This is a genomic window from Collimonas sp. OK242 (assembly GCF_900107095.1).
Classification (GTDB): domain Bacteria; phylum Pseudomonadota; class Gammaproteobacteria; order Burkholderiales; family Burkholderiaceae_D; genus Collimonas.
In genome coordinates this window covers 256,714-276,666 of sequence record NZ_FNOR01000001.1, presented here as the reverse complement: position 1 = coordinate 276,666, position 19,953 = coordinate 256,714, and the positions used below count along the sequence as shown (strand labels likewise).

General features: G+C 56.6%; 20 protein-coding genes. 9 read left to right on the top strand and 11 right to left on the bottom strand.

The features are described 5' to 3' along the window. The first annotated feature begins 62 nt into the window (after positions 1 to 62). Positions 63 to 1,751: a PhoH family protein gene (locus BLV81_RS01270; RefSeq protein WP_092351590.1), complete on the top strand. Its 1,689-nt coding sequence runs from the start codon at positions 63 to 65 to the stop codon at positions 1,749 to 1,751. A gap of 142 nt (positions 1,752 to 1,893) precedes the next feature. Beyond that, on the top strand, positions 1,894 to 2,628 hold the full coding sequence (locus tag BLV81_RS01265) for a metallophosphoesterase family protein (RefSeq protein ID WP_092351772.1): 735 nt from the start codon (positions 1,894 to 1,896) through the stop codon (positions 2,626 to 2,628). Positions 2,629 to 2,710: 82 nt separating this feature from the next. On the opposite strand, the gene BLV81_RS01260 is transcribed toward BLV81_RS01265, so the two are convergent. From BLV81_RS01260 to BLV81_RS01250, 3 genes are all read right to left on the bottom strand, one after another. After that, on the bottom strand, positions 2,711 to 3,565 hold the full coding sequence (locus BLV81_RS01260; protein WP_092351588.1) for an ABC transporter permease: 855 nt from the start codon (positions 3,563 to 3,565) through the stop codon (positions 2,711 to 2,713). An 86-nt stretch (positions 3,566 to 3,651) separates the two neighbouring features. Next, positions 3,652 to 4,509: an ABC transporter ATP-binding protein gene (locus BLV81_RS01255; RefSeq protein WP_255364850.1), complete on the bottom strand. Its 858-nt coding sequence runs from the start codon at positions 4,507 to 4,509 to the stop codon at positions 3,652 to 3,654. 143 nt (positions 4,510 to 4,652) lie between these two features. Further along, complete coding sequence (locus BLV81_RS01250; protein ID WP_092351586.1) at positions 4,653 to 5,669, bottom strand: ABC transporter substrate-binding protein; 1,017 nt, start codon at positions 5,667 to 5,669, stop codon at positions 4,653 to 4,655. Between the two features lie 161 nt (positions 5,670 to 5,830). Here BLV81_RS01250 and BLV81_RS01245 point away from each other — a divergent pair, with 161 nt between their 5' ends. From BLV81_RS01245 to BLV81_RS01220, 6 genes are all read left to right on the top strand, one after another. Further along, the gene (locus BLV81_RS01245) at positions 5,831 to 6,505 is read left to right on the top strand and encodes a response regulator transcription factor (protein WP_092351584.1); all 675 of its coding nucleotides are present in this window, start codon (positions 5,831 to 5,833) and stop codon (positions 6,503 to 6,505) included. Then, on the top strand, positions 6,502 to 7,911 hold the full coding sequence (locus BLV81_RS01240; RefSeq protein WP_092351582.1) for a sensor histidine kinase: 1,410 nt from the start codon (positions 6,502 to 6,504) through the stop codon (positions 7,909 to 7,911). The genes BLV81_RS01245 and BLV81_RS01240 overlap by 4 nt, the downstream gene beginning before the upstream one ends. Before the next feature lie 115 nt (positions 7,912 to 8,026). Then, positions 8,027 to 8,509, top strand: coding sequence for a MarR family winged helix-turn-helix transcriptional regulator (locus tag BLV81_RS01235; RefSeq protein WP_092351768.1), 483 nt, complete (start codon positions 8,027 to 8,029; stop codon positions 8,507 to 8,509). Between the two features lie 75 nt (positions 8,510 to 8,584). Beyond that, a complete protein-coding gene (locus BLV81_RS01230; RefSeq protein WP_092351580.1) occupies positions 8,585 to 10,150 on the top strand; it encodes an efflux transporter outer membrane subunit in 1,566 nt (521 codons plus the stop codon). 54 nt (positions 10,151 to 10,204) lie between these two features. Then, positions 10,205 to 11,410, top strand: a complete 1,206-nt coding sequence (locus BLV81_RS01225; RefSeq protein WP_092351578.1) for an HlyD/EmrA/EmrK family protein — start codon at positions 10,205 to 10,207, stop codon at positions 11,408 to 11,410. Between the two features lie 87 nt (positions 11,411 to 11,497). Continuing rightward, positions 11,498 to 13,075, top strand: a complete 1,578-nt coding sequence (locus BLV81_RS01220) for a DHA2 family efflux MFS transporter permease subunit (protein WP_304441227.1) — start codon at positions 11,498 to 11,500, stop codon at positions 13,073 to 13,075. 142 nt (positions 13,076 to 13,217) lie between these two features. Here the strand turns inward: BLV81_RS01220 and BLV81_RS01215 are convergent, their stop codons facing one another. The 7 genes from BLV81_RS01215 to rpsF form a co-directional block, all read right to left on the bottom strand. Then, entirely contained in the window at positions 13,218 to 14,228 is a 1,011-nt protein-coding gene (locus BLV81_RS01215) for an inorganic phosphate transporter (protein ID WP_092351576.1), read from the bottom strand. A gap of 3 nt (positions 14,229 to 14,231) precedes the next feature. After that, complete coding sequence (locus BLV81_RS01210; protein ID WP_014006461.1) at positions 14,232 to 14,858, bottom strand: DUF47 domain-containing protein; 627 nt, start codon at positions 14,856 to 14,858, stop codon at positions 14,232 to 14,234. Positions 14,859 to 15,027: 169 nt separating this feature from the next. Beyond that, positions 15,028 to 16,428, bottom strand: coding sequence for a replicative DNA helicase (locus tag BLV81_RS01205; RefSeq protein ID WP_092351574.1), 1,401 nt, complete (start codon positions 16,426 to 16,428; stop codon positions 15,028 to 15,030). Between the two features lie 129 nt (positions 16,429 to 16,557). Further along, on the bottom strand, positions 16,558 to 17,010 hold the full coding sequence (gene rplI, locus BLV81_RS01200) for a 50S ribosomal protein L9 (RefSeq protein WP_092351572.1): 453 nt from the start codon (positions 17,008 to 17,010) through the stop codon (positions 16,558 to 16,560). Between the two features lie 26 nt (positions 17,011 to 17,036). Then, positions 17,037 to 17,321 carry a 30S ribosomal protein S18 gene (gene rpsR / locus BLV81_RS01195; RefSeq protein WP_038488337.1) on the bottom strand — a complete coding sequence of 95 codons (285 nt, stop codon included), beginning with the start codon at positions 17,319 to 17,321 and terminating at the stop codon, positions 17,037 to 17,039. Between the two features lie 33 nt (positions 17,322 to 17,354). Continuing rightward, the gene (gene priB, locus BLV81_RS01190; RefSeq protein WP_092351764.1) at positions 17,355 to 17,681 is read right to left on the bottom strand and encodes a primosomal replication protein N; all 327 of its coding nucleotides are present in this window, start codon (positions 17,679 to 17,681) and stop codon (positions 17,355 to 17,357) included. Between the two features lie 69 nt (positions 17,682 to 17,750). Continuing rightward, positions 17,751 to 18,119, bottom strand: a complete 369-nt coding sequence (rpsF, locus tag BLV81_RS01185) for a 30S ribosomal protein S6 (RefSeq protein WP_038488331.1) — start codon at positions 18,117 to 18,119, stop codon at positions 17,751 to 17,753. Between the two features lie 324 nt (positions 18,120 to 18,443). Here rpsF and lexA point away from each other — a divergent pair, with 324 nt between their 5' ends. Further along, positions 18,444 to 19,094, top strand: a complete 651-nt coding sequence (lexA, locus tag BLV81_RS01180) for a transcriptional repressor LexA (RefSeq protein ID WP_092351762.1) — start codon at positions 18,444 to 18,446, stop codon at positions 19,092 to 19,094. A gap of 35 nt (positions 19,095 to 19,129) precedes the next feature. On the opposite strand, the gene BLV81_RS01175 is transcribed toward lexA, so the two are convergent. Then, positions 19,130 to 19,906 carry an RNA methyltransferase gene (locus tag BLV81_RS01175; RefSeq protein WP_092351570.1) on the bottom strand — a complete coding sequence of 259 codons (777 nt, stop codon included), beginning with the start codon at positions 19,904 to 19,906 and terminating at the stop codon, positions 19,130 to 19,132. Between the last annotated feature and the right edge of the window lie 47 nt (positions 19,907 to 19,953).

Sequence of the window (19,953 nt, the reverse complement as noted above, 5' to 3'; positions counted from 1 at the left end):
TTTGGTCCGGTTCGTGTTATCACCAAAGCGAACACTTTTTTCATCTTTAAAGCGAGGTTCTGATGCCCTTACCAAAATTACCGACCAAACCCGCTGCTTTACTGTCCGTTCAAGATTATCCAAAAGCGGAAGCCGGCAAAGCCGTCAAACCACGTATCGCCGTTGTTGAACCGATTACCCGTAATAAAGAAGCTGCTCCGCAAGCGCGCAACAAAACAGTAGAAAACCGCAAAACCGACAAGGCCCCCGCGGAAAATTCGCGTGCCGTGGCCGACAAATCCACGAAACCGGCTGACGGCCACCTCCGCCCGAAGTCAAGCACCAGCCGCGCAGCCGATAAAACCGGCGTGACCAAATTGTTCGTGCTGGACACCAACGTGCTGATGCACGATCCAACGTCCCTGTTCCGGTTTGAAGAACATGACATCTATCTGCCGATGGTGACGCTGGAGGAACTCGACAATCACAAGAAAGGCATGTCGGAAGTTGCACGTAACGCACGCCAGGTATCGCGCTCGCTGGATGCGCTGGTGGGCGACGTGGTCGACGATCAGATCGACCATGGCATTCTATTGTCGAAACTCGGCAACAAGGACGCCAAGGGCCGCCTGTTCTTCCAGACCAAGCTGCAAAATGCCGACCTGCCTGAAGGTTTGCCGGTTGGTAAAGCCGACAACCAGATTCTCGGCGTGGTGCGCGGACTGGAAGCCGAGTCACCCGGCCGTGCCGTGGTGCTGGTGTCGAAAGACATCAACATGCGCATCAAGGCGCGGGCCATGGGGTTGCCGGCGGAAGATTACTTCAACGACCATGTGCTGGAAGACACCGATCTGCTGTATTCGGGCATTCAGCAATTGCCGGACGATTTCTGGATCAAGCACGGCAAGGGTATCGAGTCCTGGCAGGAAAACAAGCATGGCAGCGGCTATACCTACTATCGTCTGAGTGGGCCGCTGGTGCCGTCGTTGCTGGTCAATCAGTTCGTCTTCATTGAACCGAAAAACGGCGAACCCGCGTTCTACGGACAAGTCACACAGATCAACGGCAAGACGGCGGTGCTGCAAACCCTGCGCGATTACGGCCACGCCAAGAACAGTGTGTGGGGCATCACCGCGCGCAACCGTGAGCAGAATTTTGCGTTGAACCTGCTGATGAATCCGGACTGCGACTTCGTCACCTTGCTGGGTCAGGCCGGCACCGGCAAAACCTTGCTGGCGCTGGCAGCCGGGCTGGCCCAGGTGCTGGAAACCAAAACTTACAACGAAATCATCGTGACCCGCGTCACGGTGCCGGTCGGTGAGGATATCGGTTTCCTGCCAGGTACCGAAGAAGAGAAGATGGGGCCATGGATGGGCGCCTTCGACGACAACCTGGAAGTGCTCAACAAATCCGATTCGGATGCCGGCGAATGGGGTCGCGCCGCCACTCAGGATCTGATTCGTTCGCGCATCAAGATCAAGTCGCTCAACTTCATGCGCGGCCGCACTTTCGTCAACAAGTTCCTGATCATCGACGAAGCGCAAAACCTGACGCCGAAGCAAATCAAAACGCTGGTCACGCGCGCCGGTCCGGGCACCAAGATCATCTGCCTCGGCAATATTGCCCAGATCGATACGCCTTACCTGACCGAAGGCTCCAGCGGCCTGACGTACGTCGTCGATCGCTTCAAGGGCTGGTCGCATAGCGGCCATGTGACGCTGGCGCGCGGCGAACGCTCGCGTCTGGCGGATCATGCCAGCGATGTATTGTAAAAAGTGTTGTAAGAGCAGCTGACAGCTAGCGCAGCGATGCGCTGGCCGGATGGCTGAACGGGTGCAATTCAATTTCGGTTGAATTGCACCCGTTTTTATTTGATGATGTGATATCCCGCCATCTTCCATGAAGAATCACGCCATGAAACTCGCCATTCTTTCCGACATTCATGCCAACATCTGGGCCCTGGAAGCCGTTCTGGCCGACATCAAGAAGCAAGGGGTGGATTTGATCGTCAACGCCGGCGACATCCTCTCGGGACCGCTGGAACCGGCTGCGACCGCAGATTTACTGATGCCGCTGCAGTTGCCGACCATTCGCGGCAACCACGAGCGCCAGTTGCTCGCCTGCGAACAGCAAGCCGGCCATCCCAGCGATCAGTTTGCGTTTGAACACACGACGCAGGCGCACCGCGACTGGCTCAAAGGTTTGCCAGGCACACTGGTTATTTCCGACGACGTTTTCATGTGCCACGGCACGCCGGCCGGCGATTTGATTTACTTCCTTGAGCAGGTCGACCAGCATGGCTGCCGCATGGCCGCCGCTGCTGATATCGAGAGTCGTGCCGCGGGCATCACGCATAGCCTGATCATCTGTGGGCATACGCACAAGCCACGCGCCCATGCGATCTCCGGCGAACGCCTGGTGGTCAACCCCGGCAGTGTCGGCTTGCAAGCCTACGACGACGACCAGCCCTACTTCCACACCATAGAGAACGGCAGCCCGCATGCCCGTTATGCCATTTGCGAAAAAACCGCTCATGGCTGGAATGTCAGGCATCTCAATATCAGCTACGACCACCACAAGGCAGCCGCCACGGCGCTGAGGAACGGCAGCAGCGACTGGGCGAGATGGCTGTCGACAGGAAGAATCTGAGCAAGACTCTGAGCAAAATCGAGGGCAAAAAAAAACGGCGCATCGAACACGATGCGCCGCAACCTTAAGACACTGCTAGAACTCAGAATGCCACAGGACGCCATTTAAGCAAACGTTTTTCCAGGGTCGTCAGCAAATAATCCGCAGCCAGAGCCACCACCGCCAGCACGATCATCGCTGCAAACACGCCGCTGGCATTGAAAGCGCCTTGTGCTGTTGATATCAACAGACCGATACCTTGCTTGGAGCCGAGGAATTCACCCACCACCGCGCCCACCAGAGCAAAACCGAAACTCACGTGCAGACTCGCCAGGATCCAGCTCAATGCGGAAGGAATCACCACCGACATCGTGACCTGGCGCGGCGACGCGCCGAGAATCTGCGCATTGGCAATCATGTAACGGTCCGCTTCACGCACACCTTGGAAGGCATTGCCGAACACCACAAAGAACACCATCACCACCGCCAGCGCAACTTTGGAGGCCATCCCCAGACCCAGCGCGATGACGAAAATCGAGCCCAGCACAACCCGTGGAATCGAATTGGCAACCTGGATATAAATGCTGAAGACATCGGATAACAATTTGTTACGGCCTAGCAAAATACCGCAAATAACGCCGGCCACTGCACCGATCAGGAATCCCAGCACGGTTTCTTCCAGGGTCACCAGCACCTGGGTCCATAACGGACCTTGCGAGGTGCCTTCCATGATCCAGTCATAGATTTGCACCACGATCAGCGAAGGTTGTGAAAAGAAAAATGGATCTATCCAGTGCAGTCTTGCCGCCAGCTCCCAGCCGCCCAGCGTAAACACCAGGATGGCGATGCGCAGCGACGTCACCAGCCAATAGCGTTGCTTGATTTTTCGTTGCGCCTCTTGTTCGACTGCGGCCAGGCTGGCAGCGCTGAGCTTGTCGATTGCTTGTACTTGATTCATGATAATTGCCTTTTTGCTTCCGCCTGGATTGCTATTGCTATCGATCGCAACCCAGGCGACGGTATGTAAATGGATAGAGCCAAGGATTAGCTGATGTGCACTTCTTCCCGCAGATCGGCCCAGATCTTGCGCGAGATATCGATGAAACGCTGTTCATAGCGCACTTCCGACATCACCCGCGGGCGCGGCAGATCGATCTCGTAAACACTCTTCAAGGTCGCGGGACGCGCGGTCAGGACATAGACCTTGTCCGCCAGCGCAATCGCCTCTTCCAGATCATGGGTGACGAATACCACCGAGCCGGCTTGCGACGACCACAATTGCAGCAGCTCGTCTTGCATCAGGGTGCGGGTCTGCATGTCGAGCGCGCTGAAAGGTTCGTCCATCAACAGGATCTCAGGGCTGTTGATAAACGTCTGCGCCAGGGCGACGCGCTTGCGCATGCCGCCGGACAATTGATGCGGGTAGTGATTGGCGAACTTGTCGAGGCCGACACGGCGTATCCATTCTTCGGCCAGGGCATAAGCAGCGTCTTTCGGCTTGCCACGAAACAGCGGTCCGGCTGCTACGTTGTGCAGCACGCTGCGCCAAGGGAATACCGCATCGTTCTGGAATACAAAACCAATCCGCGGATCGATGCCGCTGACCGGTTCGCCCATGATGCGCACCTCGCCCACGGTCGGCTTGAGCAACCCGGTGATCATGCTCAGCGTCGTCGATTTACCGCAGCCGGTTGGCCCTACGATAGCGACGAACTCGCCGCGCGCCACGCTCATGGTGAAATCACGCAAGGCCACCGTGGCCTTGCCGTCGGGGGAGATGAAGCGGCAGGAAACGTTGCGTAATTCGATGGCGGGCGTATCCCGTAAAACCTGGGGCGCTGACGACGATGCCGCAGCTTGCGTGTTTGTTGCCGATGTTGCCTGAATCGTTGCTTGAGTCATTTGAATTTCCTTCTTGTCTACATCGGAGCCAACCCGAAGTGTTCGGTTGGCGCGAGTCTCGTCACCGGAGCCGCTACGCGACCCCGGTCCACTCACTTGATTGTTGCTAAGCTCTTAGTTGTTAAGCTTGTGCGCTATCAGCCTTACTTGGCTTGACCGACAAACTCGTTGGTATAGGTTTTAGCAAGATCGATATGCTTGCCCTTGACGTTCGGATTGAACCCGGACAGAACCGACAGTACTGTTTCCGGGCCGCCGGCAGGCATTTTGCCGTCCGCTGAAAACATCGGCAGGGAATTCTGCAGGGCCTGTACATACATAGCCTTGTCATTACCGTAGTAATCCTTAGGCATCTTGTCCGCGATTTCCGTAGCGCTATGAGTATTGATGAATTTGAGCGTCTTGACGAAGGCGCGCGCCAGCTTGGCGGCTTCCACCTTATGCGTATTCAGCCATGGACGTTGAACGTACAGGCTGGATGCAGGATACATGCCGCCCAGCGCCTTGACTGTGCCTTCGACCGTACGCATGTCGACCAGAACCTTTGCTTCGCCAGTCTTCAGCAGCTGCGAAATGGTCGGTTCGGTAGTCATCCCGGCGTCGATACGGCCCTGTTTGATCGCCACGATGAAAGTATTGTCGGCCCCCACAGGCAACACCGAATATTGGCTGGAAGTAATGCCTTGCTTGGCAGCCAGATACTGTGTCAGGAAATTGGTCGATGAACCGAGTCCGGTCACCCCCAACGTCTTGCCTTTGACGTCTGCCATGCTCTTGATGGAATCGGCGGATTTGGTCGCCACCATTTCGGCTTCGCCGGGAACCTGGCCGAAAACCACGATCGCGGTAACTTCCTTGCCCTTGCTTTGCAAGTCGATGGAATGGTCATAAAAGCCGACTACCGCCTGAACTGCGCCAGCCAGCAACTCATTCTCGGCATCCACGCCAGCCGGCTGCGACTGCAGCTCGACATCCAGTCCCTCTTCCTTGAAATACCCCAGCTGCTCGGTGAGCTTGGCCGGCAGGTAGATCATCTTGGTGATGCCGCCGACCATGATAGTGATTTTTCCTGAATCGGCTGCCATTGCCTGGCTTGCGCCAACCACACCGGCAGCGACGAGCAAAGCGGAAATCAGTGATCCACGGATGAGGGTATGCATTGTGTTGTCTCCATTTATTTTTGGGATAATGACCGGATACATGTGGCGGGTGCCATTGTTCCAGTCTTGAGCGTATTCTAGAGTGCGCTAACTTTCATCCAGCTTTCCAAATTCGTGTTATTTAACTTGCAGTGCAACATAACAAATTTACCCATGCTCCCATGAAATTACTCCTGATCGAAGATAATCCGCCGCTTGCGCTATGGCTAAGCAAGATACTCAAGGAAGACAAGTTCACCATCGATGTCGCCACCGATGGCGAAGCCGCCGACCGCCTGCTGCAAAGCGAAAACTACGATGTGGTCTTGCTCGACCTGCAGTTGCCGAAAATGAGCGGCAAAAGCGTCTTGCGCCGCTTGCGCGAGCGGCATAACAACGTACCGGTCATGATTCTCACCGCCAGCGGCTCGATTGACGAGAAAGTCGATTGCCTCGGCGCCGGCGCCGACGACTATCTGGTCAAGCCGTTCGAGGTGCGCGAACTGGTGGCCAGGATCAAGGCCCTGATCCGCCGTCAAACGCCCGACAAGGCAGCAGAAATGCATTGCGCCGACCTGCGCTATGACAGCAACACGCGGCAATTTTCGATTGCCGGCCAGTTGCTGGCGCTGCCCGGACGCGAGCATGACGTACTCGAAATCCTGATGCTAAAACAAGGCAAGACCGTCTCCAAGAGCGCCTTGATGGATGGCGTATTCGGACTCGATGACGAACCCAGCGCCGACGCGATTGAAATCTATATCCACCGCTTACGCAAGAAACTGGAACACTGCCAGGCCGCCATCATGACCTTGCGCGGACTCGGTTATTTACTTAAAAAGAAAGACCTCAATTGATCATCAGCCTGCGCCTGCGCTTACTGTTGTGGTTGCTGATTCCGCTGACCTTGTTTGTCGCCATCAGCGCCGCGCTGTCGTATCGCAGCGCGCGGCAGACCGCGGATCTGGTTCAAGACCATGCGTTGCTGGCGTCGGCGCAGGTGATTGCCGGCGAGATCCAATGGCTGGACGGCGTACCGCATGCCAGCATACCGCCGGCGGCGCTGGAATCGCTGGTCTCGCCGGAACAGGACCAGGTGTATTACCAGGTGATTACCGACCACGACAGCTTGCTGGCCGGCCGCCCCGATTTTCCGCAGGCGCTGCGCTTTCCGCTGAGCACGCCGGCATTCCGCACGATTGACTACCATGGCCAGGTGCTGCGCGTGGTCAGCCAGGTACGCACGCTGTACAACGCGGGCCAGCTGCACAAGATTGCCGTCCTGGTGGGCCAGACCACCCGCGCCCATGACCAGATGCTGGCGGACCTGTGGCGCCCTTCCCTGCACCGTCAGATCGCCATGTTGTTATTGGCAGCGCTACTGGTAGTGCTTGGCCTGAGCATGGAGCTGCGGCCGTTGATGCACTTGAAAGATCAGCTGGCTTCTCGCGATTCAACTTCTGTGTCGCCGATCAAGGCTGGCCAGTTGCAACTGGAACTGCGGCCTATCGTCGAAGCCATCAACCAGACCATCCAGCGCCTGAACACACAGGTAGCGGCACAAAAGCGCTTCATCACGGACGCCGCCCATCAATTGCGCACGCCTCTGACCTTGCTCGATTCGCAGATCCAGTTTGCCCGACGCCTGAACGATGAAAACCGGCGCAGCGAAGTGCTGCAAGCGATGCAGGAAAGCAGCCGCAACATGACCGAGCTGACCAACAAGTTGCTGCTGTTGTCGCAGGCCGAAGCCTCCAATACCACGGCATTCCTCAGGCAGCCGGTAGATTTGATGGCGGTCTCGGCAGCTGTGCTGGAAGAGATTGTCGACCTGGCCCAGCGCAAGAATATCGACCTTGGACTTGAGACCAAAATACAGCACGCCTGGGTGATGGGAAACGAGGCCTTGTTCACCGCCATGATGATGAACCTGGTCGACAACGCCATCCGCTATACCCCCGTCAACGGCAAGGTCACCGTAGCCATCGCGGCCAGTCACGAGCAAGTCGACATCACCGTCAGCGACAACGGCCCGGGCATTCCGGCCGAGGTGCGCAACCGCGTGTTCGAGCGCTTTTTCCGTAACGCGGCGCCAGGCCAGGATGGCACCGGCCTCGGCCTCGCCATCGTTAAGGAAATTGTGATCGCAGCACAAGGCACGGTAACGCTGGCCGCCGGCGAGCAGCAGCGCGGCCTGGCCGTATTGCTGCAATTGCCCGCCATTGCAACTGCCCCGGACGAAGAAGCCGCCGGCAAGATTTGAACAACAATTCTAGAGTGTCGTCAGCAAGGAATTTTATTTTGCAGTATATTCTTGCCTAGGCAATGAATATTAATGCTTTAAAGTAAGCACCAAGTTGAAAAAAGTTGAAGACATCGTGAGCAATCCACCACCACTATTCACTCTGGATACCTATCAGATTGAGGAAAGCATAGGCTATTTATTGGCCCGCTCGCGTGCCATGCTGGTCAAAAGCTCGGATGAATCCCTGGCGCAATACGGGATAACCCATGCACAAGGCGCCATTCTCCTGATGTTATCAACGGGAAAATATTCAACTGCAGCCGATCTGGCGCGTGAGACGTATACCGATGCAGCCTCTACCAAGCGCATGATCGACCGCCTGGTAGCGCGCGACCTGATCAAGCGTGAGCCATGTGCGCACGACAGGCGTTTGATGAAATTGCATCTGACTGCAGATGGCGTGGCGTTGTCGAAATTGATGCCGCAGGCATTTTGCGGCGTACTGAACAAACATTTTTCAGAGTTTAGCGCGGAAGAAATCGGCTTTTTGAAATCGATGCTAAGGCGCTTGTTGGCGAGCAATGTTTCTAATGCGCCACCAGACAAAACACATTGACTATGCAAGATTAATTTATTCAATATTACTTTTAAGCAAACGGCCTTCTTGGTGTTATTCGTAGTCGCTCTATCCATGGCCGCTAAACCAACCAGTCACATCAACATCGACATGAACTCTCATCCATCTCCAGCCCGACGCCGCTTGCCAAAACTCGGCACCCAGCGCCTTGCCATCAGCGCCGCCGCTCTACTGCTGGCCGCTTGCGCCAATTTCAGCGGCATCCACAGTACTGCCCACTCCAACAATCCGGACGACTATGCATCGACATCATCCTTGCCTGGACAAGGCGGCATGTGGCCAGCCAGCTCCTGGGTCAGCAGCATAGGCGGCAGCCAGCTACAACAGTTGGTCGACGAAGCGCTGGCAGGCAATCCCAATCTGCAAGCCGCCGCCGCCCGCATAGCAGCATCGCGCGCCATGGTGGAAGCGGCTGGCGCAAGCAGTAAACCGCAGGTCGGCGCCAGTCTGTCGGCAACCCGCCAGCGCTTCACCGAGAACAGCATTTACCCGCCGCCATTCGGCGGCATGTATGTGACGGATTATGAAACCGCGCTGAATTTTTCTTACGACCTGGATTTCTGGGGCAAGCACAGCGCGCAGCTAAGCTCCGCGATATCGCAAAGCAAAGCCGCGGAAGCCGAACACTACGCGGCACGCCTGGCGCTGACTGCGGGCATCTCGAAAGCCTGGCTGCAACTGGGACGCCAGTATGCGCAACTGGACCTGAGCAATCAACAGCTGGCATTGCGCGACAAGCTGGACAAGCTGACGCAGCAGCGCTTCGCCGCCGGTCTCGATACGCAAACCGATAATCAACAGAGCCGGCAACAGGTGGCTAATTTGCGTGCAGAGCAGTCGCAATGGCAGGAAGCGATCGCGCTGACCCGCAACCAGATCGCAGCGCTGATGGGACAAGGTCCCGATCGCGGTTTGAAAATCCCGGTGCCGACGCTGCCTGCGGATAGCAGCATTGCCCTGCCTGACCAGTTGCCGCTGGGGTTGCTGGGACGGCGCCCTGACGTGGTCGCCGCACGCTGGCAAGTCGAGGCCGCGCAAAGCGATATCAAGGTCGCCAAGACCGAGTTCTACCCGAACATCAACCTGTCAGCCATGGCCGGTTTTTCCAGCCTCGGTTTTTCACAGTTCCTGACTCAGGGCAGCAAGGTAGTCGGCATCGGTCCGGCGATCCATTTGCCGATCTTCGAAGGCGGCGCATTGCGCGCCCAGCTCAAGGGCCGGGTCGCAGCCTATGACGGCGCGGTGGCAACTTATAACCAGGCGCTGAATGACGCTTTCCATGAAGTAGCGGATAGCGTGCAATCGCTGCATGCCGCTGAAATGCAGGACAAGAATCAACAGGCGGCAGTCGATGCAGCCGAACGCGGCATGAAACTGGCTGAGCAACGGCAACAGGTCGGCACCGGCAACATGCTGCAAGTGGTAAGCACTCAAATCGGCTGGCTGGCGCAGCGTAAAACCGAACTTGACGTGCGCGCCCGAAGAGCCGATTTGCGCGTCAACCTGATCAGGTCGCTGGGTGGCGGCTTTGATGCTACGGCCGAGGGGCTCAATCCTGCCGCCGCTAATGCCAGCACCGCGGCAAGCTCTGCCAGCCCTCAGGCAAGCACGGCAAACTGATAACTGCTGACTGATCCACTAAATAAACCGTTCACTTATTGCGAAACCCGCATCATGACAACACCAAATCAAACTCCACAAGAACCATCCGCCGCTGCGCCGGCACCTGTCGCCGGCAACGGCAAACGCCGCGGCCTGCTGATCGGCGTCACTATCGCGCTTATCATTGTCCTGATCGCCTATGGCATCTGGTGGTTCATCTATGCCCGCCACTACGAAGGCACCGACGACGCTTATGTCGGCGGCAACGTGGTCCAGGTCACGCCGCAGGTTGGCGGCACGGTATTGGCCATCAACACCGACGATACCGAGCTGGTGCAGGCCGGCAAACCGCTGGTGGAACTGGACCAGGCCGACGCCAAGGTAGCATTGGCTTCAGCCGAAGCCCAGCTGGCGCAAACTGTGCGCCAGGTGCGCACGCTGTTTGTCAACAACAATGCCCTGGCTTCGAATGTCATCGCCCGCACTTCGGAACTGGAACGGGCGCGCTCGGATCTGGCGCGCCGCTCGCAACTGATCAGCACCGGCGCCGTATCCAAGGAAGAACTGGAACACGCTAAAGTGGCAGTACAAGGCGCGGAAGCCGCGTTGCAGGCCACCCGCGAGCAACTGGCGTCGAACAAGGTATTGACTGACCGCACTACGGTCGACCAGCATCCGAATGTGCTCAACGCCGCTGCCCAGCTACGCAATGCCTATATCAATCTGGCCCGCACCACCTTGCTGGCGCCAACCACCGGTTATGTCGCCAAGCGTTCGGTGCAGGTCGGCCAGCGCGTTGCTGCCGGCACCCCGCTGCTGTCGATCGTGCCGCTGAACGCGCTGTGGGTTGACGCCAACTTCAAGGAAGTGCAGATCAACAATATGCGGATCGGCCAGCCGGTGACCTTGAAATCCGACTTGTACGGCTCCAAGATCGAGTACCACGGCAAGGTGGTCGGCCTGGCGGCCGGCACCGGCTCGGCTTTCGCGCTGCTGCCGGCGCAAAACGCCAGCGGCAACTGGATCAAGATCGTGCAGCGGATTCCCGTGCGTATTTCGCTGGATCCGAAAGATCTGGAAACCCATCCGCTGCGTATCGGCGTATCGATGGATGTCACTGTCGACGTGGCCCAGACCGAAGGCACTTCGCTGACCGCAGGCACCGCGCGTACTGCGCCGGCCTATACCACCGACGTCTTCGACAAGAGCGGCCAGGAAGCCGATGCGCGTATCGCCAGCATCATCGCCGCCAATAACAATGCAGCTGCAGCACACTAAGCTTCTGCGGCCTGCCACGCTGTCCACTCTGCCGGATGCTGTCGTCGCGACAGCATCCGCTACGCGAACCTTTACCGGAATGCCTTCATGAGTTCCCCAAAACCGGCGACGCCAGCGCGGCCGCCATCGCAACCACTGCCGCCGCTGACCGGCGGCAAGCTAATCATGGGCACGGTAGCACTCTCGCTAGCGGTGTTCATGAACGTACTCGATTCGTCGATTGCCAACGTTTCCATCCCGGCCATCTCGGGCGATCTGGGTGTATCGCCGCAACAAGGCACCTGGGTCATCACTTCGTTTGCGGTCGCCAACGCGATCTCGGTGCCGCTGACCGGCTGGCTGACCCAGCGCTTCGGCCAGGTCCGCCTGTTTATCACATCGATCATCCTGTTCGTGCTGTCCTCCATCCTGTGCGGGCTGGCTCCCAGCATGGAAGTGCTGATTGCGGCGCGAGTGCTGCAAGGCGCGGTCGCGGGACCGATGATTCCCTTGTCGCAATCGCTGCTGCTCTCCAGCTACACTCCCGCCAAGAGCGGCATGGCCCTGGCGTTCTGGGGCATGACCACGCTGGTGGCGCCGGTCATGGGGCCGTTGCTGGGGGGCTGGATTTCGGACAATTACACCTGGCCATGGATTTTCTACATCAATATCCCGGTTGGCGTGTTTGCTGCCTGGGCCACCTGGTCGATCTATCATAAGCGCGAGTCGGCGACATACAAGCTGCCGATCGATAAAATCGGCCTTGGCTTGCTGGTGATCTGGGTCGGCTCGTTGCAGATCATGCTGGACAAGGGCAAGGAGCTCGACTGGTTCAATTCCTCGACCATTGTGATATTGGGCGCGATCGCGCTGGTTGCCTTTATCTACTTCGTCATCTGGGAACTCGGCGACGATCACCCGGTAGTCGACCTGACCTTGTTCAAAGGCCGCAACTTCAGCGGCGGCGTGATTGCGATCTCGGTCGGCTACGGGCTGATGTTCGGCGGCCTGGTGATCCTGCCGCTGTGGCTGCAAACCACGCTTGGCTATACCGCGACGCTGGCGGGTGAAGTGATGGCGCCGGTCGGGATCTTTGCCATCCTCCTGTCGCCGTTCATCGGCAAAATCCTGCCCAAGGTCGATGCCCGCTGGGTTGCCAGCACCGCGTTCCTGGTCTTTGCGGTGGTGTTTTACATGCGCTCGCAATTCACCGAAAACGTCGACACCTTCACTCTGATGATTCCCACCATCATCCAGGGTGCGGCGATGGCCATGTTCTTTATCCCGCTGACCTCGATCATCCTGTCTGGCCAGCCGCCGGAAAAAATCCCGTCGGCGGCCGGCTTGTCCAATTTCGTGCGTATCATGTTCGGCGGTATGGGCACTTCGATCACCAGTACCTTATGGGACCGGCGCACATCCCTGCATCACTCGCAACTGACTGAATTCAGCGGCCCGCATAGCCCGGCATTCAACGAGGCGGTACATAGCCTGACGGCCCAAGGCATGCCGGAACCGGCCGCCTGGGCCACTATCGAGCGCCTGATTACAGTGAAAGCCGCCACGCAGGGCGCCACCGATATTTTCTGGATCTCGGCGGTATTGTTCATGATATTGATTGCGCTGGTATGGCTGACCAAGCCCTCACGTTCCAGCGTGCCGGTCGATGCCGGCGGCGCGCACTAGGATTGAATATCGGCGATCAGGCTGGGGACAAGAAATAAGAAGTAATAGATACGTAGTAAGACGGAAGAAAACAGATCGTAAAATAAAAACGGGCGATACATATTTGATTATGTATCGCCCGTTTGCTTTGCGACAGATCCGTCTACAGAATATGCTTGCCGATCCACCAGGCTATCGCTGCCATGAAGGCCGAGGCCGGAATCGTCAGAACCCAAGCCCAAACGATATTCCCCGCCACGCCCCAGCGCACCGCGGAGACCCGGCGCGCCGCACCGACACCGACGATGGCGCCGGTGATGGTGTGGGTAGTCGAGACCGGCACGCCCAGCATGGTAGCCAGGAACAAGGTGATGGCGCCGCCGGTTTCAGCGCAAAAGCCGCCCACCGGTTTCAGCTTGGTGATTTTCTGGCCCATGGTCTTGACGATGCGCCAGCCGCCGAACAAGGTACCCAGGCTGATCGCGCTATAGCAGGAAATAATTACCCACCATGGCGGCAAGCTGTCGCTCGCCTGTGAAAATCCGGTCGCAATCAACAGCATCCAGATGATGCCGATGGTCTTCTGCGCATCGTTGCCGCCGTGCCCCAGGCTATACATGGAGGCCGACAGCAGTTGCAAACGGCGGAACCATTTATCGACCTTGCGCGGCGTCGAACGTACGAAAATCCAGGAAACCAGCACCATCATGATGGAGCCGAATACGAAACCCAGCAGCGGCGACAGCACGATAAATGCAATCGTCTTGATCAGGCCAGCCGAGATCAGCGAACCGGTGCCGGCCTTGGCCACAGCAGCGCCGACCAGGCCGCCGATCAAGGCGTGCGAGGATGACGACGGGATGCCGTAATACCAGGTCAGGATGTTCCAGCAGATAGCACCGACCAATGCGCCGAAGACGACGTAATGATCGACCACATTGGGATCGATAGTGCCCTTGCCCACCGTCGCGGCAACGTGCAGCTGGAACACCGCAATCGCGATGAAATTGAACAGCGCCGCCATGGCGACCGCCTGTTGCGGCTTCAGGACGCCGGTGGAGACCACGGTAGCGATAGCATTGGCGGCATCATGGAAGCCGTTCATGAAATCGAATACCAGCGCCAGTGCAATGAGGAAAACAAGAACGTAGATACTGATTTGAAGAGTGTGCATGGATCAGGCGTTTTCTACGATAATGCCTTCGATGATGTTGGCCACATCTTCACAACGGTCGGTGACCGTTTCCAGCAGTTCGTAAATGGCTTTCAGCTTGATCAAGGTACGTACATCGGGCTCGTCGCGGAACAGCTTCGACATGGCGGCGCGCATCACATGATCGGCATCCGATTCCAGGCGGTCGATCTCGACGCAGATCGCCAGGATTTCACGCGAGTTATCCATATTGTGCAGCAGGCCTACCGCGGCCTTGACCTTCTCAGCGCAACCCAGGCACAGCTCGGCCAGGCGTTTTGCTTCTGGCGTGATCGCCTTGATGTCGTACAGGGAAATGGTCTGCGCTGCATCTTCCAGCAGGTCCAGAATGTCATCCATGCGCGTGATCAGCTGATGGATGTCATCGCGATCGATAGGTGTAATGAAAGTCTTGTGCAACATGTCGATAGCATGATGCGTGACCTGATCGGCCTGCTTTTCTATGCCTTCTATCGCATGCACGCGAATTTCCAGATCGTCGAAATTAGTCATCAACGCCACCATTTCCTTGGCGCCCTTGACGCATAGCTCTGCGTGCTGGTTAAAGAGCTCAAAGAATTTGCCCTCGGTGGGCATCAATCGTCCAAACATGTTTATTCTCTCTTCTGAGGGTTAAGCTGAATCTACTTACGGTACTTCTTAATTTAAAGCAAACAAATGTCACGAGACTGAAATATATCAGGCTCGCCTTAAGGTCGCTAAACAGGTTTTACAGGTTTTGCGTTATTGCAACAAAATGGCAGCAAGGATTACAACGACTTTAATCGCCGCCGTACGGCGCGTCCAAATTACCAACGTAATTGTCGAATTTAGTGTATTGACCGAGGAAGCTTAGCCGCACGCTGCCGATCGGGCCGTTACGTTGTTTGCCGATGATGATCTCGGCGGTGCCCTTTTCCTGAGAGTCGGGGTTATACACCTCGTCGCGATAAATAAACAGGATCACGTCGGCATCCTGCTCGATAGCGCCGGATTCGCGCAAATCGGACATCACGGGACGTTTGTTGGGGCGCTGTTCCAGCGAACGATTCAACTGCGATAACGCGATCACCGGGCACTGCAGCTCTTTCGCCAGGCCCTTCAGGTTACGCGAGATCTCAGAAATTTCGGTAGCCCGGTTCTCACCAGCGTTATTGGCCGACATCAGCTGCAAATAGTCGATGATGATCAAACCGAGCGTGCCGCACTGGCGCGACAGGCGGCGCGCCCGCGCGCGCAACTCGATCGAACTCAGGGCCGGGGTTTCGTCGATGAATAGCTGGGCATCGTTCATCTTCTGGATCGCATGCGTCAGGCGCGGCCAGTCTTCGTCGTTCAGGCGGCCGGTGCGTAAACGGTGCTGATCGAGCTTGCCGACCGAACCCAGCATACGCATGGCGAGCTGGGTGCCGCCCATTTCCATCGAAAAAATTGCTACCGGCAAACCGCTGTCGATCGCGACGTTTTCACCGATATTCACCGAGAACGCCGTCTTACCCATGGACGGCCGTCCCGCGACGATGACCAGATCGCCCTTCTGCAGGCCGGAGGTCATCTTGTCGAGATCGATGAAGCCGGTCGATACGCCGGTGATGTCGCTTTGGTTGTCGCGATTGTAAAGCTCGTCGATGCGCTCCACCACTTGCGTCAGCAAAGGCTGGATTTCCTGGAAACCCTGGGCGCCGCGCGCACCTTCCTCGGCAATCGCAAAAATCTTGGATTCGGCCTCGTCCAGCATCTGCTTGACTTCCTTGCCCTGCGGGCTGAAAGCCTGGCCGGAAATTTCATCGGCAACGGTAATCAGTTTGCGCAATACGCCGCGGTCGCGCACGATTTCTGCGTAGCGGCGGATATTGGCGGCGGACGGCGTGTTTTGAGCGAGTGCGTTGAGATAGCTGAGGCCGCCGACTTCTTCAGCCTTGCCGGTGCCGCTTAGCGACTCATAGACAGTGATCACGTCAGCCGGTTTGCTGCCGTTGATCAGCTTGACCATGTGCTGGAAAATGATGCGATGGTCGTAACGATAGAAATCGTCGGCGTTCACAAAGTCGGCGATCTTGTCCCAGGCCGCATTATCCAGCAGTAATCCACCTAAAACGGACTGCTCTGCTTCGATTGAATGGGGTGGTACGCGGAGGGAATCTAACTGCGGATCGGACGGTGCTTTGGAAGGTGCTTTCATGGCGCGAATTATACCTGCTTCTACTATCCGTCTTGCCCCTGCCTCCCAAAAAAAGGACATAAAAAAAGCCGGGAAAACCCGGCTTTTTAATACAACAACAACTATTTACCAGCAGTGCGCCAAACCTGCTTAGACGTGCTCGCCGATCACCGCGATAACGATGTCAACCACGACATCGGTATGCAAGGCAACAGCAACAGCGTGCTCGCCAGTAATCTTCAGCGGGCCGTTAGGCAGACGCACTTGCGATTTTTCAACTGCGAAACCTTGCTTGGACAACGCTTCAGCGATATCGAAGTTGGTCACGGAACCGAACAAACGGCCGTCAACACCCGATTTTTGCGAAATCTGCACGGTCAGGCCGCTCAGTTTTTCGCCCTGGCCCTGAGCCACTGCCAGCTTGGCAGCTGCTGCAGTTTCCAGATCAGCGCGCTTCGCTTCGAATTCAGCGATAGCAGTAGTTGTAGCACGACGTGCCATACGTTGCGGAATCAGGAAGTTACGTGCGTAACCGTCCTTGACGCGAACAACTTCACCCAGATTGCCGAGATTAACGACTTTTTCCAACAGAATGACTTGCATGTTTTTCTCCTATTTCAAGTCGTCAATTAAGCGTTGTGCAGATCGGTGTATGGCAGCAGCGCCAGGAAACGCGCGCGCTTGATCGCAGTGTCCACTTGACGTTGATAGATTGCCTTGGTGCCGGTCAGACGTGCTGGCATGATCTTGCCGTTTTCTTGAACAAAATCCTTCAGCGTGTCGACATCTTTGTAATCAACGCTAGCTACGTGAGCTGCGGTGAAACGGCAGAATTTCTTACGCTTGAACAGCGGATTTTGTTGTTGACGCTTGTTTTTCAGTTTGCTTTTATCGAACTTTTTACCGAATGCCATTTTTGGCTCCTGTATTCAAATTTTGCTTAATAATTAATCTGCAATTTCAGCTTTGTTTCCCGAGGAAGCATTTGCTTCTATTGCAGCGAAATCCGTGATGTGAAATACCAGGCTTCTACCGTTGCGACTCTTGCGTGCCATGAATCCCGTGAACCAGAACGTGTTGCCCAATGGCGCTTTGCTGAACCTTCCCGAAATCTCGCCTACGGCCAGCGCGGCAATTTCGAATTCAATCAAACGTTTGATACCTGCTTCAATCGGTTCCGAGCGATGCTGCAATATCGCAGATACGATCGGGATGCCTGCCGGGGTGTAGCGTATGACTTCACGTTCGGCAACGTCGGCAACCAGTTGAAACACGTTATTGGGTTGATCCACTCCCGATGAACTCAATGGTTATGCAATGAATGCTGGTAGCTAGCTGGTAAATCAGGCAGCCGGCGCTTCAGTACGATGGCTCTTGGCAGCATCTTCCTTCTGCACGGCCTTCATCATTGGCGAAGGACCGGTTTCGGCCTTCTTCAGCTTGACGGTCAGATGACGCAACACTGCATCATTGAACTTGAAGCCGGTTTCGATTTCAGCCAGAGTTTCGCTGTCGCACTCGATGTTGAGGCAGACGTAATGTGCTTTAGCCAGTTTCTGGATCAGGTATGCCAGTTGACGGCGGCCCCAGTCTTCCACGCGATGTACGGTGCCGCCACGAGTGGTGACGATACCTTTGTAGCGTTCGATCATTGCAGGCACTTGCTCGCTTTGATCTGGATGGACGATAAATACGATTTCATAATGACGCATGTAAGCTCCTTTTGGACGGATTGAAGAATCGCCCACCTCGGCGTCAAGACGAGTGTGGGAAGAGGAAAACCAGCAATAGTACTCGCAATTGCAACAAAACTCAACGCTTTCAGGTGCTTAGGCCCGAGTCAGGTCAAAAATGTGGCTAAAGGACGGGTAAGGAATAGCTAAGAAGTGGGCTAAATGCAGCAAATTATCTTGCATTTGCACAAATACTGTACAAAAATACAGACTGTTGTTATGCACAGCATTGACCAGCCGCAGCAGCGCGGCCCTGCTGTTTTTTCTAGCGCTTTCCAGTACTTTCTACGCCAAATACACGCCATGATCAAATTGACCGCCCGTCAGCAACAAATCCTCGATCTGATCAAGGACGCCATCGACAATACCGGCTTCCCGCCGACGCGCGCTGAAATCGCTACCGAGCTGGGTTTTCGCTCGGCCAATGCGGCAGAAGAACATCTGCAGGCTCTGGCGCGCAAGGGCGCCATTGTGATCGCTCCCGGCACCTCGCGCGGAATCCGGCTTACCGAAAGCGCCCACCGCAACCAGGGCACGCAGCTTGCGCTGCCGCACCCGGCCCTGATGCAACTCAGCCTGCCGCTGGTTGGAAGAGTCGCCGCCGGGTCGCCGATCCTGGCCCAGGAACACATCCAGGCCAGCTATAACGTCGACCCCGCCTTGTTCAGCGCCAAGCCGGATTATTTATTGAAGGTGCGCGGCATGTCGATGCGTGACGCCGGCATCCTCGATGGCGACTTGCTGGCAGTAAAAAAAGCCGACAGCGCCCGCAACGGCCAGATCGTCGTGGCTCGCCTGGGCGACGACGTCACGGTCAAGCGCTATCAAAAATCCGGCTCCGTGATCCAGCTGCTCCCGGAAAATCCTGATTTTGAGCCGATTATCGTGACATCCAAGCAGGAGGATTTCGTGCTGGAAGGACTTGCAGTGGGCCTGCTGCGCAGCTGGGCCTGATGAATTGAATTGGATGCGGACGCAGTGCGCCAGATTCAGGAGCGATCGAGGCGGCGGCGCTTGGTCAGGATCTGACTGGCGATGCCGCGCAGGATATTGACCTCTTCAGTTTCCAGCTGAGTACGCGAAAACAATCGTTTCAAGCGCGGCATCAATTTTTTCGGGCTGGCCGGGTCGAGAAATTCGATTTCTATCAAGGCCTTTTCGAGATGAGCAAACATGCCGTCGATATCGGCCAGACTGGCCGTATTTCCCTGAAAACCGATTTCCGCGCCAGCTACCGGCGGCAACTCTTCGCTCGCCGCGACCCGGCATTCATAGGCCAGCACTTGTACCGCCTGCGCCAGATTCAACGACGAGTATTCCGGATTGGCGGGAATGCTCAACAGCACGTTGCATTTCTCGACGACCTCGTTGGGCAAGCCATAACGTTCGCTACCGAATATGACTGCCGCGTTCAGGCTGGCATCGCCCGCAAGCTGGGCCGCCAAGGCGCGCGGTCCAGTCAACGGCGGAGAAAATTCGCGCAAACGTGCACTCAGCGCCGCAGCGAAATTGCAGCCTTCCAGCGCCTGTTCCACGCTATCGACAATCCGTGCTGCCGCCAGAACGTCTTGCGCGCCACTGGCAAATGCAATGGCTTCGTCACGCTGTAACACATCGGGAAAACGTGGATTCACCAGGATCAGCTCGGAAAACCCCATGGTTTTGATAGCGCGCGCAGCCGCGCCGACATTGCCGGGGCTGCTGGTTTCAACCAGCACAAAGCGCAGGCGCTTGAAAAGAGACGTGTCGATTTTTGCCAGCTTCATTTAAAATAGCGCCATTACGTGGACTTTCTTTACAAAAAGTTGTTTAT

Excerpts from the sequence above, each read along its gene's own strand:
- BLV81_RS01250 (WP_092351586.1), bottom strand. The coding sequence starts at position 5,669 with ATGCATACCCTCATCCGTGGATCACTGATTTCCGCTTTGCTCGTCGCT.
- BLV81_RS01230 (WP_092351580.1), top strand. The coding sequence starts at position 8,585 with ATGGCCGCTAAACCAACCAGTCACATCAACATCGACATGAACTCTCAT.
- BLV81_RS01260 (WP_092351588.1), bottom strand. The coding sequence starts at position 3,565 with ATGAATCAAGTACAAGCAATCGACAAGCTCAGCGCTGCCAGCCTGGCC.
- lexA (WP_092351762.1), top strand. The coding sequence starts at position 18,444 with ATGATCAAATTGACCGCCCGTCAGCAACAAATCCTCGATCTGATCAAG.
- BLV81_RS01255 (WP_255364850.1), bottom strand. The coding sequence starts at position 4,509 with ATGACTCAAGCAACGATTCAGGCAACATCGGCAACAAACACGCAAGCT.
- BLV81_RS01220 (WP_304441227.1), top strand. The coding sequence starts at position 11,498 with ATGAGTTCCCCAAAACCGGCGACGCCAGCGCGGCCGCCATCGCAACCA.
- BLV81_RS01205 (WP_092351574.1), bottom strand. The coding sequence starts at position 16,428 with ATGAAAGCACCTTCCAAAGCACCGTCCGATCCGCAGTTAGATTCCCTC.
- BLV81_RS01270 (WP_092351590.1), top strand. The coding sequence starts at position 63 with ATGCCCTTACCAAAATTACCGACCAAACCCGCTGCTTTACTGTCCGTT.
- rplI (WP_092351572.1), bottom strand. The coding sequence starts at position 17,010 with ATGCAAGTCATTCTGTTGGAAAAAGTCGTTAATCTCGGCAATCTGGGT.
- BLV81_RS01215 (WP_092351576.1), bottom strand. The coding sequence starts at position 14,228 with ATGCACACTCTTCAAATCAGTATCTACGTTCTTGTTTTCCTCATTGCA.
- BLV81_RS01245 (WP_092351584.1), top strand. The coding sequence starts at position 5,831 with ATGAAATTACTCCTGATCGAAGATAATCCGCCGCTTGCGCTATGGCTA.
- BLV81_RS01225 (WP_092351578.1), top strand. The coding sequence starts at position 10,205 with ATGACAACACCAAATCAAACTCCACAAGAACCATCCGCCGCTGCGCCG.
- BLV81_RS01210 (WP_014006461.1), bottom strand. The coding sequence starts at position 14,858 with ATGTTTGGACGATTGATGCCCACCGAGGGCAAATTCTTTGAGCTCTTT.
- rpsF (WP_038488331.1), bottom strand. The coding sequence starts at position 18,119 with ATGCGTCATTATGAAATCGTATTTATCGTCCATCCAGATCAAAGCGAG.
- BLV81_RS01175 (WP_092351570.1), bottom strand. The coding sequence starts at position 19,906 with ATGAAGCTGGCAAAAATCGACACGTCTCTTTTCAAGCGCCTGCGCTTT.
- rpsR (WP_038488337.1), bottom strand. The coding sequence starts at position 17,321 with ATGGCATTCGGTAAAAAGTTCGATAAAAGCAAACTGAAAAACAAGCGT.
- BLV81_RS01265 (WP_092351772.1), top strand. The coding sequence starts at position 1,894 with ATGAAACTCGCCATTCTTTCCGACATTCATGCCAACATCTGGGCCCTG.